Annotated in this window: 26 protein-coding genes and 1 tRNA gene; all 27 read left to right on the top strand. The window is 68.7% G+C overall.

The window, feature by feature from the left end:
- Nucleotides 1–8 precede the first annotated feature (8 nt).
- The 27 genes from BN4251_RS18450 (at nucleotide 9) to BN4251_RS04600 (ending at nucleotide 17,227) form a co-directional block, all read left to right on the top strand.
- Nucleotides 9–839: a hypothetical protein gene (locus tag BN4251_RS18450; protein WP_212647584.1), complete on the top strand. Its 831-nt coding sequence runs from the start codon at nucleotides 9–11 to the stop codon at nucleotides 837–839.
- Nucleotides 836–1,402 carry a hypothetical protein gene (locus tag BN4251_RS04725; RefSeq protein ID WP_087483993.1) on the top strand — a complete coding sequence of 189 codons (567 nt, stop codon included), beginning with the start codon at nucleotides 836–838 and terminating at the stop codon, nucleotides 1,400–1,402. The genes BN4251_RS18450 and BN4251_RS04725 overlap by 4 nt, the downstream gene beginning before the upstream one ends.
- Nucleotides 1,399–1,602 (top strand): hypothetical protein, encoded by a 204-nt coding sequence (locus BN4251_RS04720; RefSeq protein WP_087483992.1) that lies wholly within the window; start codon nucleotides 1,399–1,401, stop codon nucleotides 1,600–1,602. The genes BN4251_RS04725 and BN4251_RS04720 overlap by 4 nt, the downstream gene beginning before the upstream one ends.
- Before the next feature lie 178 nt (nucleotides 1,603–1,780).
- A complete protein-coding gene (locus BN4251_RS04710) occupies nucleotides 1,781–1,981 on the top strand; it encodes a hypothetical protein (protein WP_087483990.1) in 201 nt (66 codons plus the stop codon).
- On the top strand, nucleotides 1,978–2,130 hold the full coding sequence (locus BN4251_RS18215; RefSeq protein WP_170931836.1) for a hypothetical protein: 153 nt from the start codon (nucleotides 1,978–1,980) through the stop codon (nucleotides 2,128–2,130). The genes BN4251_RS04710 and BN4251_RS18215 overlap by 4 nt, the downstream gene beginning before the upstream one ends.
- Entirely contained in the window at nucleotides 2,127–2,330 is a 204-nt protein-coding gene (locus tag BN4251_RS04705; protein ID WP_087483989.1) for a hypothetical protein, read from the top strand. Before BN4251_RS18215 ends, BN4251_RS04705 begins: the two co-directional genes overlap by 4 nt.
- Before the next feature lie 11 nt (nucleotides 2,331–2,341).
- Nucleotides 2,342–2,593, top strand: coding sequence for a hypothetical protein (locus BN4251_RS04700; RefSeq protein WP_087483988.1), 252 nt, complete (start codon nucleotides 2,342–2,344; stop codon nucleotides 2,591–2,593).
- A complete protein-coding gene (locus BN4251_RS04695; protein ID WP_087483987.1) occupies nucleotides 2,590–2,904 on the top strand; it encodes a hypothetical protein in 315 nt (104 codons plus the stop codon). Before BN4251_RS04700 ends, BN4251_RS04695 begins: the two co-directional genes overlap by 4 nt.
- A complete protein-coding gene (locus tag BN4251_RS04690) occupies nucleotides 2,901–3,542 on the top strand; it encodes a hypothetical protein (RefSeq protein ID WP_087483986.1) in 642 nt (213 codons plus the stop codon). Before BN4251_RS04695 ends, BN4251_RS04690 begins: the two co-directional genes overlap by 4 nt.
- A gap of 130 nt (nucleotides 3,543–3,672) precedes the next feature.
- Nucleotides 3,673–3,762, top strand: a tRNA-Ala gene (locus BN4251_RS04685).
- 222 nt (nucleotides 3,763–3,984) lie between these two features.
- The gene (locus BN4251_RS04680; RefSeq protein ID WP_087483985.1) at nucleotides 3,985–4,419 is read left to right on the top strand and encodes a hypothetical protein; all 435 of its coding nucleotides are present in this window, start codon (nucleotides 3,985–3,987) and stop codon (nucleotides 4,417–4,419) included.
- On the top strand, nucleotides 4,416–5,753 hold the full coding sequence (locus tag BN4251_RS04675) for a PBSX family phage terminase large subunit (RefSeq protein WP_170931835.1): 1,338 nt from the start codon (nucleotides 4,416–4,418) through the stop codon (nucleotides 5,751–5,753). Before BN4251_RS04680 ends, BN4251_RS04675 begins: the two co-directional genes overlap by 4 nt.
- The gene (locus BN4251_RS04670) at nucleotides 5,716–7,206 is read left to right on the top strand and encodes a phage portal protein (RefSeq protein WP_170931834.1); all 1,491 of its coding nucleotides are present in this window, start codon (nucleotides 5,716–5,718) and stop codon (nucleotides 7,204–7,206) included. Before BN4251_RS04675 ends, BN4251_RS04670 begins: the two co-directional genes overlap by 38 nt.
- A gap of 23 nt (nucleotides 7,207–7,229) precedes the next feature.
- Nucleotides 7,230–7,445: a hypothetical protein gene (locus BN4251_RS04665; protein ID WP_087483982.1), complete on the top strand. Its 216-nt coding sequence runs from the start codon at nucleotides 7,230–7,232 to the stop codon at nucleotides 7,443–7,445.
- A gap of 17 nt (nucleotides 7,446–7,462) precedes the next feature.
- Nucleotides 7,463–8,596 carry a phage minor capsid protein gene (locus BN4251_RS04660; protein WP_087483981.1) on the top strand — a complete coding sequence of 378 codons (1,134 nt, stop codon included), beginning with the start codon at nucleotides 7,463–7,465 and terminating at the stop codon, nucleotides 8,594–8,596.
- 26 nt (nucleotides 8,597–8,622) lie between these two features.
- Nucleotides 8,623–9,324 carry a hypothetical protein gene (locus BN4251_RS04655; protein WP_087483980.1) on the top strand — a complete coding sequence of 234 codons (702 nt, stop codon included), beginning with the start codon at nucleotides 8,623–8,625 and terminating at the stop codon, nucleotides 9,322–9,324.
- Nucleotides 9,325–9,334: 10 nt separating this feature from the next.
- Nucleotides 9,335–10,339, top strand: a complete 1,005-nt coding sequence (locus BN4251_RS04650) for a major capsid protein (RefSeq protein WP_087483979.1) — start codon at nucleotides 9,335–9,337, stop codon at nucleotides 10,337–10,339.
- Nucleotides 10,339–10,665, top strand: coding sequence for a hypothetical protein (locus BN4251_RS04645; RefSeq protein WP_087483978.1), 327 nt, complete (start codon nucleotides 10,339–10,341; stop codon nucleotides 10,663–10,665). Before BN4251_RS04650 ends, BN4251_RS04645 begins: the two co-directional genes overlap by 1 nt.
- Nucleotides 10,662–10,934, top strand: coding sequence for a hypothetical protein (locus BN4251_RS04640; protein ID WP_087483977.1), 273 nt, complete (start codon nucleotides 10,662–10,664; stop codon nucleotides 10,932–10,934). The genes BN4251_RS04645 and BN4251_RS04640 overlap by 4 nt, the downstream gene beginning before the upstream one ends.
- Before the next feature lie 21 nt (nucleotides 10,935–10,955).
- Complete coding sequence (locus tag BN4251_RS04635) at nucleotides 10,956–11,363, top strand: hypothetical protein (RefSeq protein WP_087483976.1); 408 nt, start codon at nucleotides 10,956–10,958, stop codon at nucleotides 11,361–11,363.
- 5 nt (nucleotides 11,364–11,368) lie between these two features.
- Complete coding sequence (locus BN4251_RS04630; protein WP_140398392.1) at nucleotides 11,369–11,698, top strand: hypothetical protein; 330 nt, start codon at nucleotides 11,369–11,371, stop codon at nucleotides 11,696–11,698.
- Nucleotides 11,699–11,711: 13 nt separating this feature from the next.
- Nucleotides 11,712–12,056, top strand: coding sequence for a hypothetical protein (locus tag BN4251_RS04625; RefSeq protein WP_087483974.1), 345 nt, complete (start codon nucleotides 11,712–11,714; stop codon nucleotides 12,054–12,056).
- Nucleotides 12,040–12,414 carry a minor capsid protein gene (locus BN4251_RS04620; protein WP_087483538.1) on the top strand — a complete coding sequence of 125 codons (375 nt, stop codon included), beginning with the start codon at nucleotides 12,040–12,042 and terminating at the stop codon, nucleotides 12,412–12,414. Before BN4251_RS04625 ends, BN4251_RS04620 begins: the two co-directional genes overlap by 17 nt.
- A gap of 11 nt (nucleotides 12,415–12,425) precedes the next feature.
- Nucleotides 12,426–12,947 carry a phage tail tube protein gene (locus BN4251_RS04615; protein ID WP_087483973.1) on the top strand — a complete coding sequence of 174 codons (522 nt, stop codon included), beginning with the start codon at nucleotides 12,426–12,428 and terminating at the stop codon, nucleotides 12,945–12,947.
- A gap of 75 nt (nucleotides 12,948–13,022) precedes the next feature.
- Nucleotides 13,023–13,415, top strand: a complete 393-nt coding sequence (locus BN4251_RS04610; RefSeq protein ID WP_087483972.1) for a DUF7426 family protein — start codon at nucleotides 13,023–13,025, stop codon at nucleotides 13,413–13,415.
- Between the two features lie 89 nt (nucleotides 13,416–13,504).
- Nucleotides 13,505–13,720, top strand: coding sequence for a hypothetical protein (locus BN4251_RS04605; protein WP_087483971.1), 216 nt, complete (start codon nucleotides 13,505–13,507; stop codon nucleotides 13,718–13,720).
- 6 nt (nucleotides 13,721–13,726) lie between these two features.
- Nucleotides 13,727–17,227, top strand: coding sequence for a tape measure protein (locus BN4251_RS04600; RefSeq protein WP_087483970.1), 3,501 nt, complete (start codon nucleotides 13,727–13,729; stop codon nucleotides 17,225–17,227).
- Nucleotides 17,228–17,388: the final 161 nt, after the last annotated feature.

The raw sequence follows: 17,388 nt of genomic DNA, 5'->3' as shown, positions 1-17,388 counted from the left end.
GAGGCGCTGTGCGCATCCGCAGCACCAAGCCGGAGTTCTGGCGGTCCGAGCGCGTGGCCCTGCTCTCCTGGGACGCCCGCCTCGTCCTCAAGGGCCTCGAGTCCTACGTCGACGACAACGGCGTCGGCAAGGACGACATGGCGCTGATCCTCGGTGACGTGTTCTCTCGCGACATGCTCGCGAACCCTCGCGACACTCTCGCGAGGGTGTCTGCATCCGTTTCCGAGCTCGCAGAGCACGGATTCCTCCACCGATACGAAGCCGACGGCACCCGACTCCTCTACCTGTCCTGGTGGGACTCGAACCAGCGCATCGACCGACCCGGCAAGGGACGTTTGCCCAGGCCAGACGGCACGATGGAGTACAAGGACTCCGAGATTCGCGACAGTGTCGCGAGCCCTCGCGACACCCTCGCGCCTGGAACAGGGGAACAGGGGAACAGGGGAACAGAGGATCAGGGGAACAGGTCGGCTCCCGCCGACCCGCCTCGCGAAGACGTCGAGCACATCTGCACCGTGTTCGCCGACCTCTGCCAGTCCACCGCCACCAACGGCAAGCGCCCCACCATCACCAAGGCATGGCGGGACGCCGCCCGCCGCCTCATCGACATCGACGGCCGTTCGGTCGACGACATCGAACGGATCGCCCGATGGGCCCACGCTGACGACTTCTGGGTCAGCAACGTCCGATCCCTTCCGAAGCTGCGGGAGAAGTTCGAGACCCTCACCCAGCAGGCGCAGCGCCCCGCCCGTCAACAACAAGCCCGACCGAACCGCGACATCACCTCGGGCATGTCCCTCGTCGCATCCCATCAACGCCTGTACGGAGACGGAGCATGACCGACCTCGAACGCCCCACCACCATCCGCGAACAGCTCGAGCAGTCCCGCCGCGAAGCCCCCTCCGAGGTGGTCGTCGCTGCGGACGGTAGCCAGCACGTCATCCAGTGGGAAGGCACCCCCGCCCCGCGGCAGTGGCTGACCACGTTCCTCGACGGCCTCGTCACGGCACGGCTGATCGAACCGTTCCCCGAGATCCCAGCGAACCTGCCCCCGCCTGAGCGGAAGGTTGCGGAGAAGCGCCTCGACGACCGCCTCGCTGAATGGCACAAGCCCCTCGCCGGCCTCCCCATGGAAACGCTGACCGCGGCGGGTGAGCACTTCCGCCGCAACGGCGTCCCGGACGGGCGGTGGGGGTATCTCAAGCCGTCGGATCTGTCGCGGTGGATCCGGCCCCGGCTGCGTCGCCGAATCCCGCTCGGGAAGGAGTGCGAGGCGCACCCGTCCGAGTGGCGGCACTCGTGCACGCAGTGCGAGTACGCGGGCCCTGTCGACCCCGCGAAGGCTCGTTCGTACATCGCTCAGATCCGCGCGACCCTCGCCCAGCGAAAGGACACCCCGTGAGCGCAGACCGACTCCCCGAGAAGCTGCTGACCATCTTCACCCCGGTCGCCTGCACTGAGTGCGGCGAGACCATGCCGGCCGGAACCGTCGCGTGGATCCCCGGCTGGGGTCAGATCGCCCACTGGTACTCCGTTGGAGGCTGTTCCGCCTACGAAGAAGAAGACGACGACTGGGACGACGACGAGGAGGACGACCTGTGAAGCCCTGCACCGACCGATGCCGTCGCGCAGCCGGCACGTGCTGGAACCCCGACCGCGACATCCGCCGGATCCACATCGCCCTCCACCGCATGAGAGGCAACCAGATCGCGGCCGACCTCCGCGACCAGATCGACGAGCACGCCGCCGCGTGGCGCGCACAACTCACGAAGGGCACCCGATGAGCCGCTACAAGACCACCACCCGGTCCACCACCACGACCACCCACAAGATCGACCTGCCGGGCGCCACGCTGGACGACCTCCGACGGCTCGTTGAGGCGACCGTCCACCTCGGCGCGGGCTCACCGATCCAGACCGACATGTTCGGGATCTCCCTCGCCGTGCACGAGGCCCGACTCAACGAGGAGGACACCCCGTGAACATCGACCCCCGGCAGATCTACATCGACGCCATCGTCGCCGAGTACCGCGTCATGGGCCGGATCCAGCGATGGCTGTTCCATCGGATCGCCCCGTTCACCGAGATCGCGGCACGCCACCTCGAAGCACTCGACGAGGAGGGCCGATGACCACCTGGCACCGCATCGACGACCACGGCATCCCCGTCCAGTTCACCGCACGCCCCAACGGGCAGGGGAACTTCGTCCTGACCCCTCAGGAGCTCGAGGGGCTCATGCGGACGGGCGGGTGGAAGCCCGGCCCGAGCCCCCGCCCGCAGCCGCCGAACGTTCTCGGCACCCCGTCCACCGACTTCCCCCTCAGCGCATAGGAGACCCACTGATGGGATTCATCATGCCCCTCTCCCAGCCGCCCGTCCGCGTCGCCCCCGGGGTCACGTTCACCGTGGGCCGCTACGGCACCGTCAACCACATCGCCCGCACTGTCTCGCCGTCCAAGCGCGAGAAGGGTCAGGCACTCCTGGCCTGGTGCGGCATGTCCGGGCACATCCCGGATCTCTACCTGGACGACCGCACCGCCCGCACGAACCGCGAGAAGCGGATCTGCAAGAACTGCAACTGGAGGGCTCAATGACCACCCTGTACCGCCCTGTCCTGATCGAGTCCGTCGAGCAGGCCGAAGCACTGCCCGTCGGGACTGTCGCGCTCGACCACCCGACCGGCAACGCTGACCGGCTCCCCTACGTGAAGGCCACGGCCGCGCGCTGGGCAAGTGTGTGGGGTGTCGATGACCTCGGCGCGATCGACGCGTACGGCACCGCACCGAACGAGGCCATGGTCGGCGACCGCGCTCTCGTGCCCATCGAAGCCGAGGAGGAGACCGACGCCGGACTCGACCTGACCCCGCTCCGCCGCCTCGTCACCCCCTGGGAGGAAGCACAGTGACCTCGTTCGAACTCATCGGCACCATGCGTGACCGCCTCGAGGACGTGAGGCAGTGGCGCGAGCAGCTGTCCGACGTCATGCTCACCATCTCGGGATACTCCATGGACCTCACCGGCATCCGCGGCACCACCGACCGGATCCCCGGCGGCGACGCCCTCACCATGCTCGGCCCCTGGGCGGCTGACGCGGACCACGGCGACGACCTCCCCCATCCTGATCAGGTCCTCCGGGAGTGGCGCGAGACCATCACCGAGGAGAGACGCGGAGGCTCGTGGGAGGAATGCTGGCGCTGGCACTGGGACTCCGCGCCACGCATCCTCGAGACCCCATGGGGCGAGGAGTGGCAACAAGACCTCACCGCCCTGTGGTGGCGCCTCGCCCGCCTCACCGGCAACGCCCCCAAGCACGAGGAAGACACAATGCGGGGAGCACTCGACTGCATCGCCGCTCGCGACGACCTTCCACCGGAGCTGCGTCTCACGGCACGGGACGCGGACCGGTTCTGGCCCGGCATCGAGCAACGACTCAAGGACGACCGCCACCACAAGCGCCCCACCCCAGAGCGCTCCGACGACCGCACCTACCTCGTCACCGACCTCCGGGAATACTGGGCGTGTCGACTTGCGTCGATCGCTTGACCATGGCAACCTGGATCTGACCCCGAAGTGGGTCCGAAACCGAAGCCTCGAGCCGCATACGGCCGGGGCTTTCTTCATGCCTGAAAGACCGTGACCACCGCCCCCGCGCCAGCAGGGACGACCACGGCACACCCCCGTAGCTCAGAGGCAGAGCAGGCCGGTAGCACCGGCACCCGGGTAGCTCCCGGAGGCGCAGGTTCGAGTCCTGCCGGGGGTACCAGGTGTCCGGCGAGACCGACGGGCCAACGATCCTGACACCCGAACCCCCGAGTAGCAGCGCACGACGCTCCTCGGGCCGCGCACGCAGGAAGACCCAATGAATCCCATGGGGAACCTCAGCGGTGCGCAACCCGCCGCCCCGGCCACCGAGACAAGTGGACCGGGGCCGGCGGGCACCAACACGTCACGCCGACCACGGCCAGGAGGTCAACGGAGGTCAGCCATGGCAGACCGCCGCACCTACACGCCAGCCGAGAAAGCCGAAGCCCTCAAGCTCTACGAAGAGCAGGGGCCCACCGCCGCATCCGAGCAGACGGGGATCCCCAAGGGGACCATCGCATCGTGGGCGATGCGCGCCGGTTTGCAAACGGATCGCACGCCAAAAACGGCAGCGGCAACGCAGGCGGCATCCGTGGACGCTGCATCCGTCCGGCAGGGCGTCGCGTCGAAGTCCATCAGCGCCGCCGACAAGGCCGTCACCGCGATCCTGGACCGCCTCGACACCGAAGCGCACGAGATGCCGTTGAAGGAACTCGCCACCGTGCTCGGCATCCTGTCTGACAAGCACGCGGTGATCACCCGCATGGACGCCGACGCGAACGAGCACTCCGCCGTCGATGAGTGGATCGCCCACATGATCGGGGGCGGCGACTCGTGAAGCTGCAGCCCCTCCCAGCGAAGGCCCGCCTCGCGCTCTCTCACCCTTCCCCGTCCATCGAGGCGTATGAGGGATCCGTCCGATCCGGGAAGACAGTCGCGACGCTCATCGACTGGGCCCGCTACATCCGCACCGGCCCCGCCGGGCAGCTCGCGATGTGCGGCCGCACCGAACGCACCGTCATCAACAACCTGATCCTCCCGATGCAGGAGATGTTCGGCCCGTCCCGCGTACGCATCAACTACGGCTCCGGCGTCGTCACGGTCTTCGGCCGCAAGGTCCACCTCTACGGTGCGAACAACGAGCAGGCACGCACCAAGATCCAGGGCGCCACTCTCGCCGGCGCGTACGTCGATGAGGCGTCGACCCTGCCGGAGTCGTTCTTCAACATGCTGTACACCCGCCTGTCCGTCCCTGGCGCGAAGCTCTGGCTGACCGCGAACCCGGAGGGGCCGAAGCACTGGCTCAAGACGAAGTGGCTCGACAAGGCCCGCGTCTGGGTTGATGGCAAGGGCCGGGTCATCGAGCAACCTGCCGACGTGTCGCTCGAGCTGCACCGGTACACGTTTCTCCTTGACGACAACGAGGCTCTCGACCCCGCCTATGTGGACCGGACGAAGCGGTCCTACTCGGGTGTGTTCCGTCGCCGCTACATCGATGCGGAGTGGGTCGCTGCGGAGGGCAGCGTGTATGACCAGTTCGACGAGGACCGGCATGTCATCCCGTTCGCGGAGACCCCGCAGATCGCGCGGGTGCTCGCGGCTGGGATCGACTACGGCACCACGAACCCCACGAGCGCGTTGATCCTCGGCCTCACCGCCGAGCAGCACCCCCGCCTCGTGTTCCTCGACGAGTACCGCCACGACCCGGAGACGCACGGGAAGCTCACCGACGCGGAACAGTCCCGCCGGATCCGCGCGTTCCTCAACGGCCGGCACCACCCCACCCAGGCACTCCCGCAGCCGCCGTACACGGTCATCGACCCCGCCGCCGCATCGTTGAAGGTGCAGCTCGCCCACGACGGGCACCGCGGCATCTGGGACGCCGCAAACGACGTCCTGCCCGGCATCAAGCTCATGTCGTCCCTCATCGCCACCGACCAGCTCCTCATCACCGACAGGTGCAAGGGCCTGATCGGTGAGCTCCCCGGCTACGTGTGGGACGACAAGAAGACCGAGAAGGGCGAAGACGCACCCGTGAAGGCGAATGATCATTCCGCAGACGCCGCAAGGTACGCGATCTACACGACCCAGGCCCTGTGGCGCACCGCGCTCCGCTTCACCGAGGAGGTCACGAATGCTCCCAGTCAAGGACCAGGTCTGGCCGCCGCGTGAACTGAAGCCCGTCATGATGCAGGCCGCCGTGCATGACGCATGGTGGGAGGGCGACGCCAACAGGCTCGCCGCCGTCTACGCCGGCACCACCGACGGGCAGCGACGGAACCTCCGCGGCCGCGTCGCCTCGTTCTTCTGGGGCAAGGAACAGCCCGCCCGCGAGGCCCGCACCCGTATCCACGTCCCCGTCGCCTCCGACATCTCCGAAGCCGCCTCACGCCTCCTGTTCGGTGAAGCACCCACTTGGGCCGCTGACGACCAGCGCACCCAGGATCGGCTCGACCTGATCATCGGGTCCGAGCACGCGAACGGGATCCTCCTCGGTGCGGGCGAGATGCAGTCCGCCCTCGGTGGCGTCTACTTGAGAGCGTTGATCGACAAGACCGCGTTCGACCACGCCACGTTCACGTCCCACGACGTGGACCAGGCCGTCCCCGAGTGGCGGCACGGGAAACTCACCGCGGTCACGTTCTGGACCGTCACCCGGCATGAGGGGCAGCACGTCTACCGGCACCTCGAGCGGCACGAGCCGGGCGTGATCCTGCACGGCCTCTACCGCGGCACCGCGTCGAACCTCGGCACCCGCGTCCGCCTGGTGGAGGATCCGGCGACGGAGCATCTCGCGCTCGAGGTCGGCACGAGCGGGGAGATCCCCACAGGGATCGATCAGCTCACCGCCACCTACGTGCCGAACAAGACCCCGAACCGCCGCTTCCGCACCACCCCGGGCCTAGCTGATCATGGCCGGTCCGACTTCTACGCGGCGGAGGGGATCTTCGACGCGATCGACGAGACCTACTCCTCCTGGATGCGGGACGTCCGCATCGGCAAGGGCCGCATCATCGTCCCCCAGATGTACCTCGAAGGCACCCACCCCGGCGACGGGGTCACCTTCGACGAGGACCGGGAAGTGTTCCAGGGCCTCGAGATGCTCGCCACCGGCAACGAGGACAGCCCGTTCACATCGTCCCAGTTCGAGATCCGCGTGCAGGAGCATCAGGAGACGATCCGGGAGCTCACCCGCGCCGCACTCCGCGCCGCGGGCCTCAGCCCGGCGACGTTCGGTGACGATGCCGTGCCGGTGAACACGACCGCGACGGAGATCAAGGCCCGCAAGGAAACGTCCGAGGGGACGAGGGAGATCAAGCTCGGGCACTGGCGGCCCCGCCTGACCGAGTTCGCCCGAGCACTGCTGGACCTGGACCGGGTCCACTACGGCGGCGCAGCACCTGCCGGTGAGGTGAACGTCCTGTTCGCCCGTGAAGCGCAGGCGGATCCGGAGGCTCTGGCGCGCACGGCGGGGCTGCTGTCGACGGCTCAGGCCGCATCGACCGAGACCCTGGTGCGCACGGTGAACCCGGGCTGGGATGACGAGCAGGTGATGGCTGAGGTCGCGCTGATCCGTGCCGATCAGGGCCGTGATGTGGCTGATCCGACCGGGTGGCCACTGTGAGCGGGCCGCGAGTATTCCGCGAGGTGCCGATCACTTCCGAGGTCCAGGCCCGCCAGCTTCCCCAGGGCACGGTCATCCATCGGGTGCTCAAGTTCGAGAGCGTAACCGACACGATCACCCAGCCCGAGGCGGGTGTGAAGGTCGGCGTCAACGCGTGGAACACCACCGGCACCGACGAGGACGCCTGGGACTACCTCGATCGTCAGGTGGTCGGCTGGATCGCAATGGTGCTGGACTGAGGTGGGAGGGGGCATGAATGGCTCGTCGCCCCCTCCCACCAGACCCCTGGCCCCAAGTGCTCGAAGCAATCATCGGGGACGTCACCGGCGTGTTCGCCGCGACCGAGGAACGCCTCATCAAGTCCGTCGCCCTCGAGCTCCGCACCCGCGACATCACCGAACAGACACCCCGCCTCGCAGCCATCCAGCGGCTCCGCGCGGCAGGCGAGGCCGCTGCTGCTGAGGTGCAAGAGCAGGCCGGGCCGCTCGCCGATGACGTGATCGGGCGGGCCCTCACCACCGGTGAGACGTTCGCCGAAGCATGGACCCGCTCGATCCTTGGCGACCTCCCCGGAAGCCCTCTCCCGCACGGCACCCTCGCCACCTCGCTTCTCGCGCAGGACCTGCACAACAGGTTCGAGGACGTCACGAGACGGATCCTCCGCTGGCCCGACGACACCTACCGCGAGGTCATCGCCCGCACCGTCCCCGGGATCCTGATCGGTGGCGACACCGGCAGGCAAGCCCAGGTCCGGGCATGGCGCGAACTCCGCCGCGCCGGCGTCACCGGGTTCATCGACTCCGCGGACCGGCGCTGGAACCTCGCCACCTACGTCGAGATGGCGACCCGCACCGCCACCAGGCGGGCGTTCACCGACTCGAACCTCGCCACCCTCTCCTCGTACGGCATCGACCTCGTCACCGCGATCGGTGGCGGCGGGCAATGCGAGGCCTGTGGCCGCTGGGCTGGTGCCGTCATGTCCCAGGGTGGAACCGGGGCCCGCACCGTGCAGGTGCCGCACTCGACCCGTGACACCACCGTCACCGTCCGCGTGCGCGGATCCGTCGACGATGCGATCGCTGACGGGTTCCAGCACCCGAACTGCCGCTGCACTCTCGTCGGCTACTTCCCCGGCATGGCCCAGAACACCGGCCACACCTGGACGCGAGAGTCCGAGGACGCGCAGGCCCGGCTCCGGGCGCTCGAGGTCGAGGTCCGCAAGTCGAAGCGCGACGAGATCGGCGCACTGGACGAGGACGAAGCCAAGGCCGCCCGCTCCAAGACCCGCCGCCTGCAGGCGAAGATCCGTGACCACATCGACGAGACCGGCGAGCCGCGCCGCCGTGAGCGCGAGCAGCTGAACTACGGGCACCACCCCGGTCCCCGCTGAACACCACCACCAGGAGGCAGACCCTCATGAAGATCACCCGCACCCAGCTCCTCGCACAGCTCGGCCACCTCGTCCTCGCAGAGGGCGACGGGAGCGCCGATACCGGCGGCTCTGTCGCTCAGGGCGACCAGGCCGGCACGGACGGGCAGGACGGCGCGCAGCAGGCCGCACAGCAGGCCCAGGACGACAAGGGCAGCGACGGCAAGGACGCCGAGGACTGGCAGATGGACCAGCTCCCGCCCGGCGCCCAGGACTACATCCGCTCCCTCCGCGCCGAGAACAAGCGCGACCGCACCGCCCAGCAGGAATCCGCCGCCGACAAGGCCCGCCGCGAGATCACCGAATCCATCGCAGCCGCGCTCGGCCTCGGCGAGGCAGACCCCGACAAGGTCACCGACCAGCTCGGCACCCTCACCCAGGAGCGCGACCAGGCCCTCGCCGCCGTGAAGGCGTACGAGACCCAGCAGACCATCCGCGCCGCCGCCCAGACCGTGGCGATCGACGCGGACAAGGCCCTCGACCTCAAGGCCACCGACAAGGCCCTCGAGGGCATCGACCTGACCGACACCAAGGCAGTGCAGGACGCACTCCTGCAGGTGGCGGACCAGCACCCCCACATCAAGGCCGCCTCGACGGTGGGACGCACAGGGGGAGACCACCACAGCGGCGAGGGCAACCGGCCCAAGCCGAAGGACCTGACCGCCGCAATCGCGGCAGAGCTCAACTAAGGAGGCGGCAATGCCGATCACCCTCGCGCAGGCAGCGCAGAACACCCAGTCCGACTACGACCCGTTCATCATCGACGAGTTCCGCAAGGACAACCCCGTCCTCGACACCATGATTTTCGACCAGGCGGTGAACCCCGCCGGCGGCGGCGCGACCCTCACCTACGGGTACCGCCGCAAGATCTCGCAGTCCGGGACCAGCTTCCGTGCGATCAACACCGAGTACGCCCCGTCCGAGGCGACCACCCAGGCGTTCACCACCGAGCTGAAGGTCCTCGGCGGCTCCTTCCAGATCGACCGCGTCCTCGCGAACCTCGGCCCCGCCGCGTCCGGCGAGATCGCGTTCCAGATGAGCGACAAGATCCAGTCCGCGCAGAAGACGTTCGCCGACGCCGTCATCAACGGTGACTCCGCAGCCAACGCCGACTCCTTCGACGGTCTCGACGTCGCTCTCACCGGCTCCTCGACGGAGTTCGACGCGACCACCCTCGGATCCGCCACCGCAGCGGACTGGACCGCCCTCGACGACACCGCGGCGCAGCACGCGATCCTCGACCTGATCGACGAGTGGCTGTCCGCCCTCGACGGTGCCCCCACCGTGATCCTCGGCAACCGCCGCGCGATCGCCCGGGTCCGCGCCGTCGCCCGCCGCGCCTCGATGTACACCATCTCCCCGATGATCGGTGTCGCCGAGCACGAGAACGACGGCAACGCCATCGGCCGCACCGAGCGGTACGGCAACATCGCCCTCGTCGACCCCGGCCAGAAGCCCGGCACGAACGAGGACATCATCCCCGTCGCCGCCGACGGGACCACCGACCTGTTCGCCTACCGGGTCGGCCTCGACGGCTTCCACGGCATCGCGACCGTCGGCTCGCAGCTGGTGCAGTCCTGGCTGCCGGACTTCTCCCGCGCCGGCGCGGTGAAGACCGGTGAGGTCGAGCTCGGCCCCGTCGGCGTCGCGCTCAAGAAGACGAAGGCCGCGACCGTCCTCCGCGACGTGAAGGTCTCCGCCTGATGAGCACCGACCCCCGCACGATCCAGAACCCGACCCGGGTCGGCACGCCGCTGCGTGACGCGGCTGTCGACCCGGCCCCGGGTGACTTCCTCCCGCCCGTGAACGCGGGCCTCGAGGGGGAGGAAGGGAATCCGCACGGCCCGAACGTGTACGCGCCGGGCATCCACGCCGAGCAGGGCATCCGCCCCGTCCGTCCCGGCGCTGTCTCCGCAGATGCCGCCACCCAGTCGACGGAGGAGTCGGCGCACGCCTCGCAGTGGCAGGGCGTGGAAGACGCTCCAGAGCCCGATCCGGAGCCGACTGACCCTGAGGAGGGCACCCCGTGAAGATCCGCACCAAGAACCCCGAGTTCACCGGCGTCCGTGCCGGGATCAAGTTCGTGAACGGCGTCGGTGAGACCAGCGACGAGAAGGCCGTCGGCCAGCTCAAGCGTCTCGGCTACACCGTCGAGGACGAGAGCGACGAGGACCCCCTCGGCAAGCTCACCGTCGACGAGCTCAAGGCCTACGCCGCCGAGGCTGGCATCGACCTCGGTGACGCGTCGAAGAAGGCGGACATCAAGGCGGCCATCGACGCCGGCGGCCAGCAGGACTGACACGGGAGGAGGTGGGCGACTATGCGTGACTACACCAAGGTCATGGACGCGGAGACCCGAGAGAAGTGGGGCATCCAAGACCTGGATGACCATGATCTCGAGTCGGCTTCCGCGACGGTCGCCCACCTCACCCGCGCCGCGATCTACCAGACCACACCCGACGGGTACCCCACCGGGGACCTCGCCGATGTGTTCGCCGCCGCGACCGCCGCCCAGGCGGTCTACACGGCAGAGACCGGCGACCCCACCGGTGCCGCAGCAGAGTCCGGGAGCGTGTCCCTGGGGCCGCTGTCTCTCACCTCGCGGCCAGGTGGCGGGCAGCGGTCGGCGCAGGCCCGGATGGCCGCACTGTATGCCCCGCGGGCGCTCGAGATCCTCGCCGCGCACGGCCTCCTCAACGGAGCCGTCGGCAACTCAGCGTGGAGGTGAGCCTGGTGAAGATCCCCCGCCGCCTCGTCCCCCACACCATCGTGTGGGAGCAGAAGCTCACCGATGACCAGGGCTGGGGCGACGACGAATACGCCCCGCCCGTGGAGGTGCCGTGGGTGCTCACCGTCGACGCGACCGAGGAGGAGCAGGCCGCTGGCGCGACCGAGCTCGTCTCGTCCGCGCGGGTCCACACGAACGGTGACCCGATCATCTCGGTCGGTGACCGGGTCACGATCTGGCCCGGGCAGCCGCGGGAGCGAACCGAGACCGTGGAGAAGGTTGACCACTACGAGCACCCCCGATCCCCCACCGTGGACGTCCTCCACCTGAGCTGACGGGAGGTGCTTCATGGCTGACTTCCACGTCTCCTGGCGAGGCCCCCAGATCGCCCAGAAGGTGAAGGGCGCGACCCGGGCAGCGCTCGGGAAGGGAGCCTCGTTCATCCTCGCCCAGGCCATCCCCCGCACCCCGATCCGTGACGGTGACCTCCGCTCGAGCGGCGGCACCGACGTCGCTGACGACCGCGCCTCCATCTACTTCGACACCGAGTACGCCGCACGGCAGCACGAGGAACTCGGGTGGCGGCACCCCAAGGGTGGGCAGGCGAAGTATCTCGAGAACACGATGCTCGAGGAACGCGGCCGGGCACGGGACATCATGGCAGCGGAGGTGCGGCGTGCCCTCGGTGGATGACGAACAACTGACCAGGCACCTGCGCACCCTGCTGCAGGGCATCGAGTTCCGCGACGGTCCCGCCATCGCCGCGAAGCGCCTCGCGAGCTCTCCGGACGCTGGCATCGCGATCACCGTGTACGCCACCGAGGACGACACCACCGCCCGGATCCGCCGGGTGCAGTTCTGGTGCCGCGGCCGCCCCGGTGACCCCTTCTCTGCGGACCGCATCGCCGACGACCTCCTCAACGCCCTGCACTGGCTCCACGCAGACGCCGTGATCAGTCGTGCGCAGCGGCTCTCCTTCGCCCTCCTCGGCCAAGACGGCAACGGGCGTGACGAACGCACCGACAACTACCAGATCATCCTCCGACCCTGAAAGGGCCACTCATGGTCACCTACGACCCCAGCATCGAAGACTCCCAGTACGGCTTCTCCTACGAATACGGCGTCGACATCGAGATCGCCGGCGCCTGGCAGGCGATCCGCCGCATCACCGGCGTCGACCCCCAGGTCACCCCCGTCACCGTCGAAGCCGCAACCTACGACGACCTCGGCTCCCCCAACTCCCCGAAGATCGGCGAGAACTGGACCCTCGGCTTCCAGGTCCAGCAGCAGCGCCTCGCGAGCGGCTCCTTCACCGAGGAGGTCGAGGCGCTCCTCGCCCTCGCCGAGCCCGACGCTGTGGGCGAGCTCGCGTTCGGCAGGTTCCGCTGGTACGACAAGCCCGCCGACGGCACCCCCAACCCCGACCACGCATTCGAGGGCGAGGGCACCGTGCAGATCACCCGCGCCCAGACCGGGAACGCCGAGATCGGGTCCTGGACCGTGTCGATCACCGGCCGCGGCCGCCGGAAGAAGATCGCGAACCCGTTCACCGGCTGGGTCGAGGAGACCGTCCCCACCCCCTGACCCACCACCGCTTGAGGGCCCCGTCGAGCACATCGGCGGGGCCCTCCCCATCTCACAGGAAGGGCCAGACGCCCGATGAAGGACCTCTCCGCATTCGCCGCTGACACGCTCGACATCAACCTCGGTAGGGGCCGCAAGGTCAGCATCCCCCCGCCCTCCGCATCAGACGGTGCACGACTCGGCGCACTCACCACCATCGGCACCGCAGTCGGGACCGGCGAGATCGACGACCAGACCCTCGCGATGTTCGAAGAGCTCGCGAAGGACACCACCGATAAGGACCTGCAGCGCCTCGCGCTCGGCCCCGCCCTGGACGAGATGATCGCCAAGGACTGGCCCGCCTCCGACATCCAGCTCGCCGCGACCTACGCCACCTACTACTGGGTATTCGGCGAAGCGACAGCTGACGCGATCATCGAGTCGCAGGCCGGTGATACGGGAAAATCCCGGAGACGTGGGAGGAACTAGCCCCCTACGGGATCGGCACCCCCGACGAGAACGGGATCTACCCCGACTACCGGCTTCCGAAGCACATCACGAAGAAGCAGCGCGCAGGCGTGCAGATCCCGTGGGGCCTGATCTACGCGGCCTGGCCCCACGTCGTCGCCGACCTGGCCCAGTTCTACACCGTGCACTGGCACCAGGCCCTCACCTGGCCCTGGCCCGTCATCAAGGGATATGTCGAGGGCCTCTTCATCGAGCCCGACTCCCGCGTGCACCGGCTCTACATAGCCCCACGCCTCCCCCAGCAACGGGGCGCGACAACGACATAGCAGGAGGTGAGTCCGATCGCGCTTGAAGTCGGTGAACTGGTTGCCTTCCTCCGTCTCGAGGATCAGGACTTCCAGACGAAGCTGCGCCGCAACGGCGTGGACATGCAGCGCCTCGGATCGAGTGCGAAGTCCATGCTGCAGCCCGTTGCTACCGCGTTCGCGGCGGGGACCACCGCGGCCGGCGGTCTCCTCACCGCCGTTGTGGCGCAGGGCGCCGCGTACAACAAGCTGCAGCAGACGTCCCGCGCCGCGCTGACCACCATCCTCGGTGGGGCTGAGGCCGCGAACGAGCAGATGGACAAGCTGGACGACTTCGCCCAGAACTCCCCGTTCGCGCGGTCGACGTTCATCACCGCGCAGCAGCAGATGCTCGCGTTCGGCATCGAGACCGAGAAGGTCATCCCCTACCTCGGCGCGATCCAGGACGGCGTCGCCGCGATGGGCGGCTCCAACCAGGAGATCTCCGAGCTCGCGTTCATCATGGCGCAGATCTCCGCGGCGGGGAAGATCACCGGTCAGGACCTGATGCAGTTCGGCCAGCGCGGTGTGAACGCCGCGAAGCTCATCGGTGACGAGATGGGCATGACCGAGCAGGAGATCCGGGAGTCCATTACCGCCGGCACTCTCGACGCGGGTGAAGCGCTCGACGCTCTCGCCGCCGGGATGCAGACCACGTACGACGGTGCGGCCGCGAACGTGAAGAACACGATGGACGGCGCGGTCGACCGTGTCCGCGCCGCGTCCCGCGACATCGGTGCGCTCCTTGCCGCACCGTTCATCGACCCGCAGGGCGGTGGCCGGGCTCTCGACTGGGCGAACGGCTTCGCTGACCTCCTCCGCGCCGTGCAGGGGCAGTTGGAGCCGCTCGTCACCAGGCTCCTGCCGCAGATCCTCCCGATCGCGGACGGGATCACCGCCCGCCTCGAGGACGCGACCCGTGCCGTGGAGGGCCTCGACATGGGGCAGCTCCTCGCCCAGATCGGGGAGCTGTCCGAGTACGCGACCCCGATCGCCGCTGTCGCTGCTGGCCTGTTCGCGATGGGGACGCAGGCGCGCCCGATCGCGGCGCTGGGCCTGTCGATCAATCCGGTCGCCGCGGCGCTCCTCGCCGTCGTCGCGTCCTCGGAGGATGCCCGCACCGCAGCTTCCCGGCTGCTGTCTGCGTTGTCTCCGCTGACGGACGAGTTCGGGGGCCTGCTCCGCGCTGGTGGCGACCTGGTCAACACGGTCCTGTCCGGTCTGACGGGGCTCCTCCTCGAGGTCGCCGACGGGGCGAGCACGACCGGTGGCGCTGTCGATATTCTCGCTCTCGGGCTCGACGCACTCACTGGCGCGGTCCAGTTCGTGAACGACGTAGTCGGCCCCCTGATCGGGTGGCTCACCGACGCCGCCGCTGCCGCGTCGGGATTCGAGGGACCGATCCTCGGCGTCGTCGCCGCTCTCGTTCTCATGCGGGGCGTGGACGTCGGCGGGATCCTCTCCGGCATCACCGGTGCGCTGTCGGCCGCGAGGCCCCAGTGGGAGGCGTCCCAGGCGGTTCTCGAGTCGCTCGGCCGCGAGGCCGGTGTCATGAACACCGCGATGATGACCGCCCGCGCTGGCGCGAGCTCTCTCGGCACCGCGTTGAAGGGGCTCGCGGTCGCGAACGCGCCCATGCTCGCGATCACGGCACTCGCCGGTGCGGTTGGCTACTTCATGCAGCAGTCCGCTGAGGCGAAGGCTATGGCCGACCAGCTCGTGGACACCTTCGATGACCTCACGGGCGCTGCGACGGTCGAGACCGACCGGATGATCCTGTCCCAGTTGAACGAGCAGATCAGCGCCGGGGACTGGGAGCAGTTGCAGCAGATCGGCTGGTCCTACCAGGAGGTCGTGGACGCGATCAAGGAAGGCGGCCCCGCCTACGACCAGTTGTGGGAGGACCTCGACAACACGCGGCTCGCACAGCACAAGTGGTCGCAGGAAAGCCGGGACACGGCCGGGGCGATGTCCCGCACGATGGATGCGCTGCGCGATGTCGGGCCTGCGTACCGCGGCGCGGCGGAGGAGGCCGAGCTCGGTGCGGACCAGATCGCCGGTATGGGTGAGGCTGCTGAGCTCACCGCGGACCAGCTCTCCGGGGCGGCCCGTGACGCGAAGCTCCTCGAGGAAGCCCTCGCCGTCATCTCCGACGAGTCCGCCACAGCGAGTGAGCAGCTCCGGGCCCTCGAGGAGGCGCTCGCGCTGATCTCGGGGAACGCGCGCTCCGCGGAAGACGCTGCCTTCGACTACGCCAAGAATGTCCGCGACACCACCGACGCGGTTTCGGACCTGGCTTTCGAGCAGGAGCAGCTGGACGAGATCCTCAAGGACGACGGCACCTGGAACGAGCGTTCGGAAGCCGCGCAGCTGCTTCGTGAGCAGTTCTCGGGGCTCGCCGATGACGCGAACGTCTGGGCGGTGGAGCTCAATAAGGTCGGCGACACCGAGGGCGTGCGTGAGGTGTACGACGGTCTCTACGAGGACGTCCTGGCCGTGGCTGAGGCCGCGAACCTGGGCGCCGAGGAGACGAACGCGCTCATGCTGTCCCTCGGGATCCTCCCGCCGGAGGTGATGACCGACATCCTGGTCAACGGCGAGGATGCGACTCTGGCCACGACTGAGGTGGGCAGACTTCTCAACAAGCTCCCCGCTGAGGTCGTCTCCGCGATCTACGGCGACACCACCGGCCTCGACGAGGCAGTCAACAAGACCGACCTCCAAATGGCCTACGTCGCCGGCCTGTCCGCTGATCCGATGATCGGTGCGGACGAGTCGGAGAACCTCCGCATCGTGTCCGCCGCTACGGCGAGGCTCGAAGAGCTCGACGGGATGGAACCCACCCCGGAGATCAACGCGGAGAAGGCGCTGCTCGAGAACGTCGTCGCCGGCGCGAAGATCGACCTCGACTCGATCCCCGACAAGACCGCTGAGGTCATCGCTGAGACGTACGGGTTCGACTCCGTGGAGGCGCTGAAGCGGGCGATTGACCGGCTGCAGTCGAAGACCATCAACATTCGGACGCAGTACCACACCTCGGGCACCCCGCCCCGGATCGCTACTGGTGGCCGGAACATCGCGTCGGTGAACGCGGACGGGAACGTGTACGAGCCGCGGGCCAAGGTGTTCGCGGACGGCGGGATCGAGCATCGCGTCGCCCAGATCGCCCCGGCAGGTGCGTGGCGGATCTGGGCGGAGGAAGAGACCGGCGGGGAGGCGTATGTGCCTCTCGCAGCGCACAAGCGTGCCCGGTCCCTCGCGATCATGCACGACGTCGCCGCGAGATTCGGGCACGTCATGGTCCCCGTCCACGCGCAGCGGTACGCGAACGGTGCCGTCAACACGGCGGCGCCCCAGACCACTCGCGCCCCTGCAGCCACGCCGCTGTTCGGTGACATCAACGTCAACGGGTACGGCGACTACAAGGTCGTCCGCATGATCCAAGAGGGAATCCTGGACGCGATCAGCGGCGCAGCCATCCAAATGTGAAAGGAGCGGCCCGTGAGACACCCGCCTGTATGGGGAACCGCGCAATGGTGTGACCCGCGCCTGTCACGAGTCGTAGCGGATCTGGGGGCGACTCACTGGGTGGGCCGCCCCCTCGGCGCCCCGTGCCTGCTCTTGCAGCGGCTGACCGGGTGGTGGGGCGG

The sequence above is a fragment of the Brachybacterium massiliense genome, assembly GCF_900184245.1.
Lineage (GTDB): Bacteria > Actinomycetota > Actinomycetes > Actinomycetales > Dermabacteraceae > Brachybacterium > Brachybacterium massiliense.
The sequence above is the reverse complement of the archived record's forward strand: the minus strand, read 5'-3'. Positions and strand labels throughout refer to the sequence as shown.

Bases quoted from the DNA above. Each gene is read 5' to 3' on its own strand.
- BN4251_RS04615 (WP_087483973.1), top strand. From the start codon at position 12,426: ATGGTCACCTACGACCCCAGCATCGAAGACTCCCAGTACGGCTTCTCC.
- BN4251_RS04655 (WP_087483980.1), top strand. From the start codon at position 8,623: ATGAAGATCACCCGCACCCAGCTCCTCGCACAGCTCGGCCACCTCGTC.
- BN4251_RS04705 (WP_087483989.1), top strand. From the start codon at position 2,127: ATGACCACCTGGCACCGCATCGACGACCACGGCATCCCCGTCCAGTTC.
- BN4251_RS04625 (WP_087483974.1), top strand. From the start codon at position 11,712: ATGGCTGACTTCCACGTCTCCTGGCGAGGCCCCCAGATCGCCCAGAAG.
- BN4251_RS04670 (WP_170931834.1), top strand. From the start codon at position 5,716: ATGCTCCCAGTCAAGGACCAGGTCTGGCCGCCGCGTGAACTGAAGCCC.
- BN4251_RS04725 (WP_087483993.1), top strand. From the start codon at position 836: ATGACCGACCTCGAACGCCCCACCACCATCCGCGAACAGCTCGAGCAG.
- BN4251_RS04710 (WP_087483990.1), top strand. From the start codon at position 1,781: ATGAGCCGCTACAAGACCACCACCCGGTCCACCACCACGACCACCCAC.
- BN4251_RS04645 (WP_087483978.1), top strand. From the start codon at position 10,339: ATGAGCACCGACCCCCGCACGATCCAGAACCCGACCCGGGTCGGCACG.
- BN4251_RS04660 (WP_087483981.1), top strand. From the start codon at position 7,463: ATGGCTCGTCGCCCCCTCCCACCAGACCCCTGGCCCCAAGTGCTCGAA.
- BN4251_RS04635 (WP_087483976.1), top strand. From the start codon at position 10,956: ATGCGTGACTACACCAAGGTCATGGACGCGGAGACCCGAGAGAAGTGG.
- BN4251_RS04695 (WP_087483987.1), top strand. From the start codon at position 2,590: ATGACCACCCTGTACCGCCCTGTCCTGATCGAGTCCGTCGAGCAGGCC.
- BN4251_RS04610 (WP_087483972.1), top strand. From the start codon at position 13,023: ATGAAGGACCTCTCCGCATTCGCCGCTGACACGCTCGACATCAACCTC.
- BN4251_RS04700 (WP_087483988.1), top strand. From the start codon at position 2,342: ATGGGATTCATCATGCCCCTCTCCCAGCCGCCCGTCCGCGTCGCCCCC.
- BN4251_RS04650 (WP_087483979.1), top strand. From the start codon at position 9,335: ATGCCGATCACCCTCGCGCAGGCAGCGCAGAACACCCAGTCCGACTAC.
- BN4251_RS04680 (WP_087483985.1), top strand. From the start codon at position 3,985: ATGGCAGACCGCCGCACCTACACGCCAGCCGAGAAAGCCGAAGCCCTC.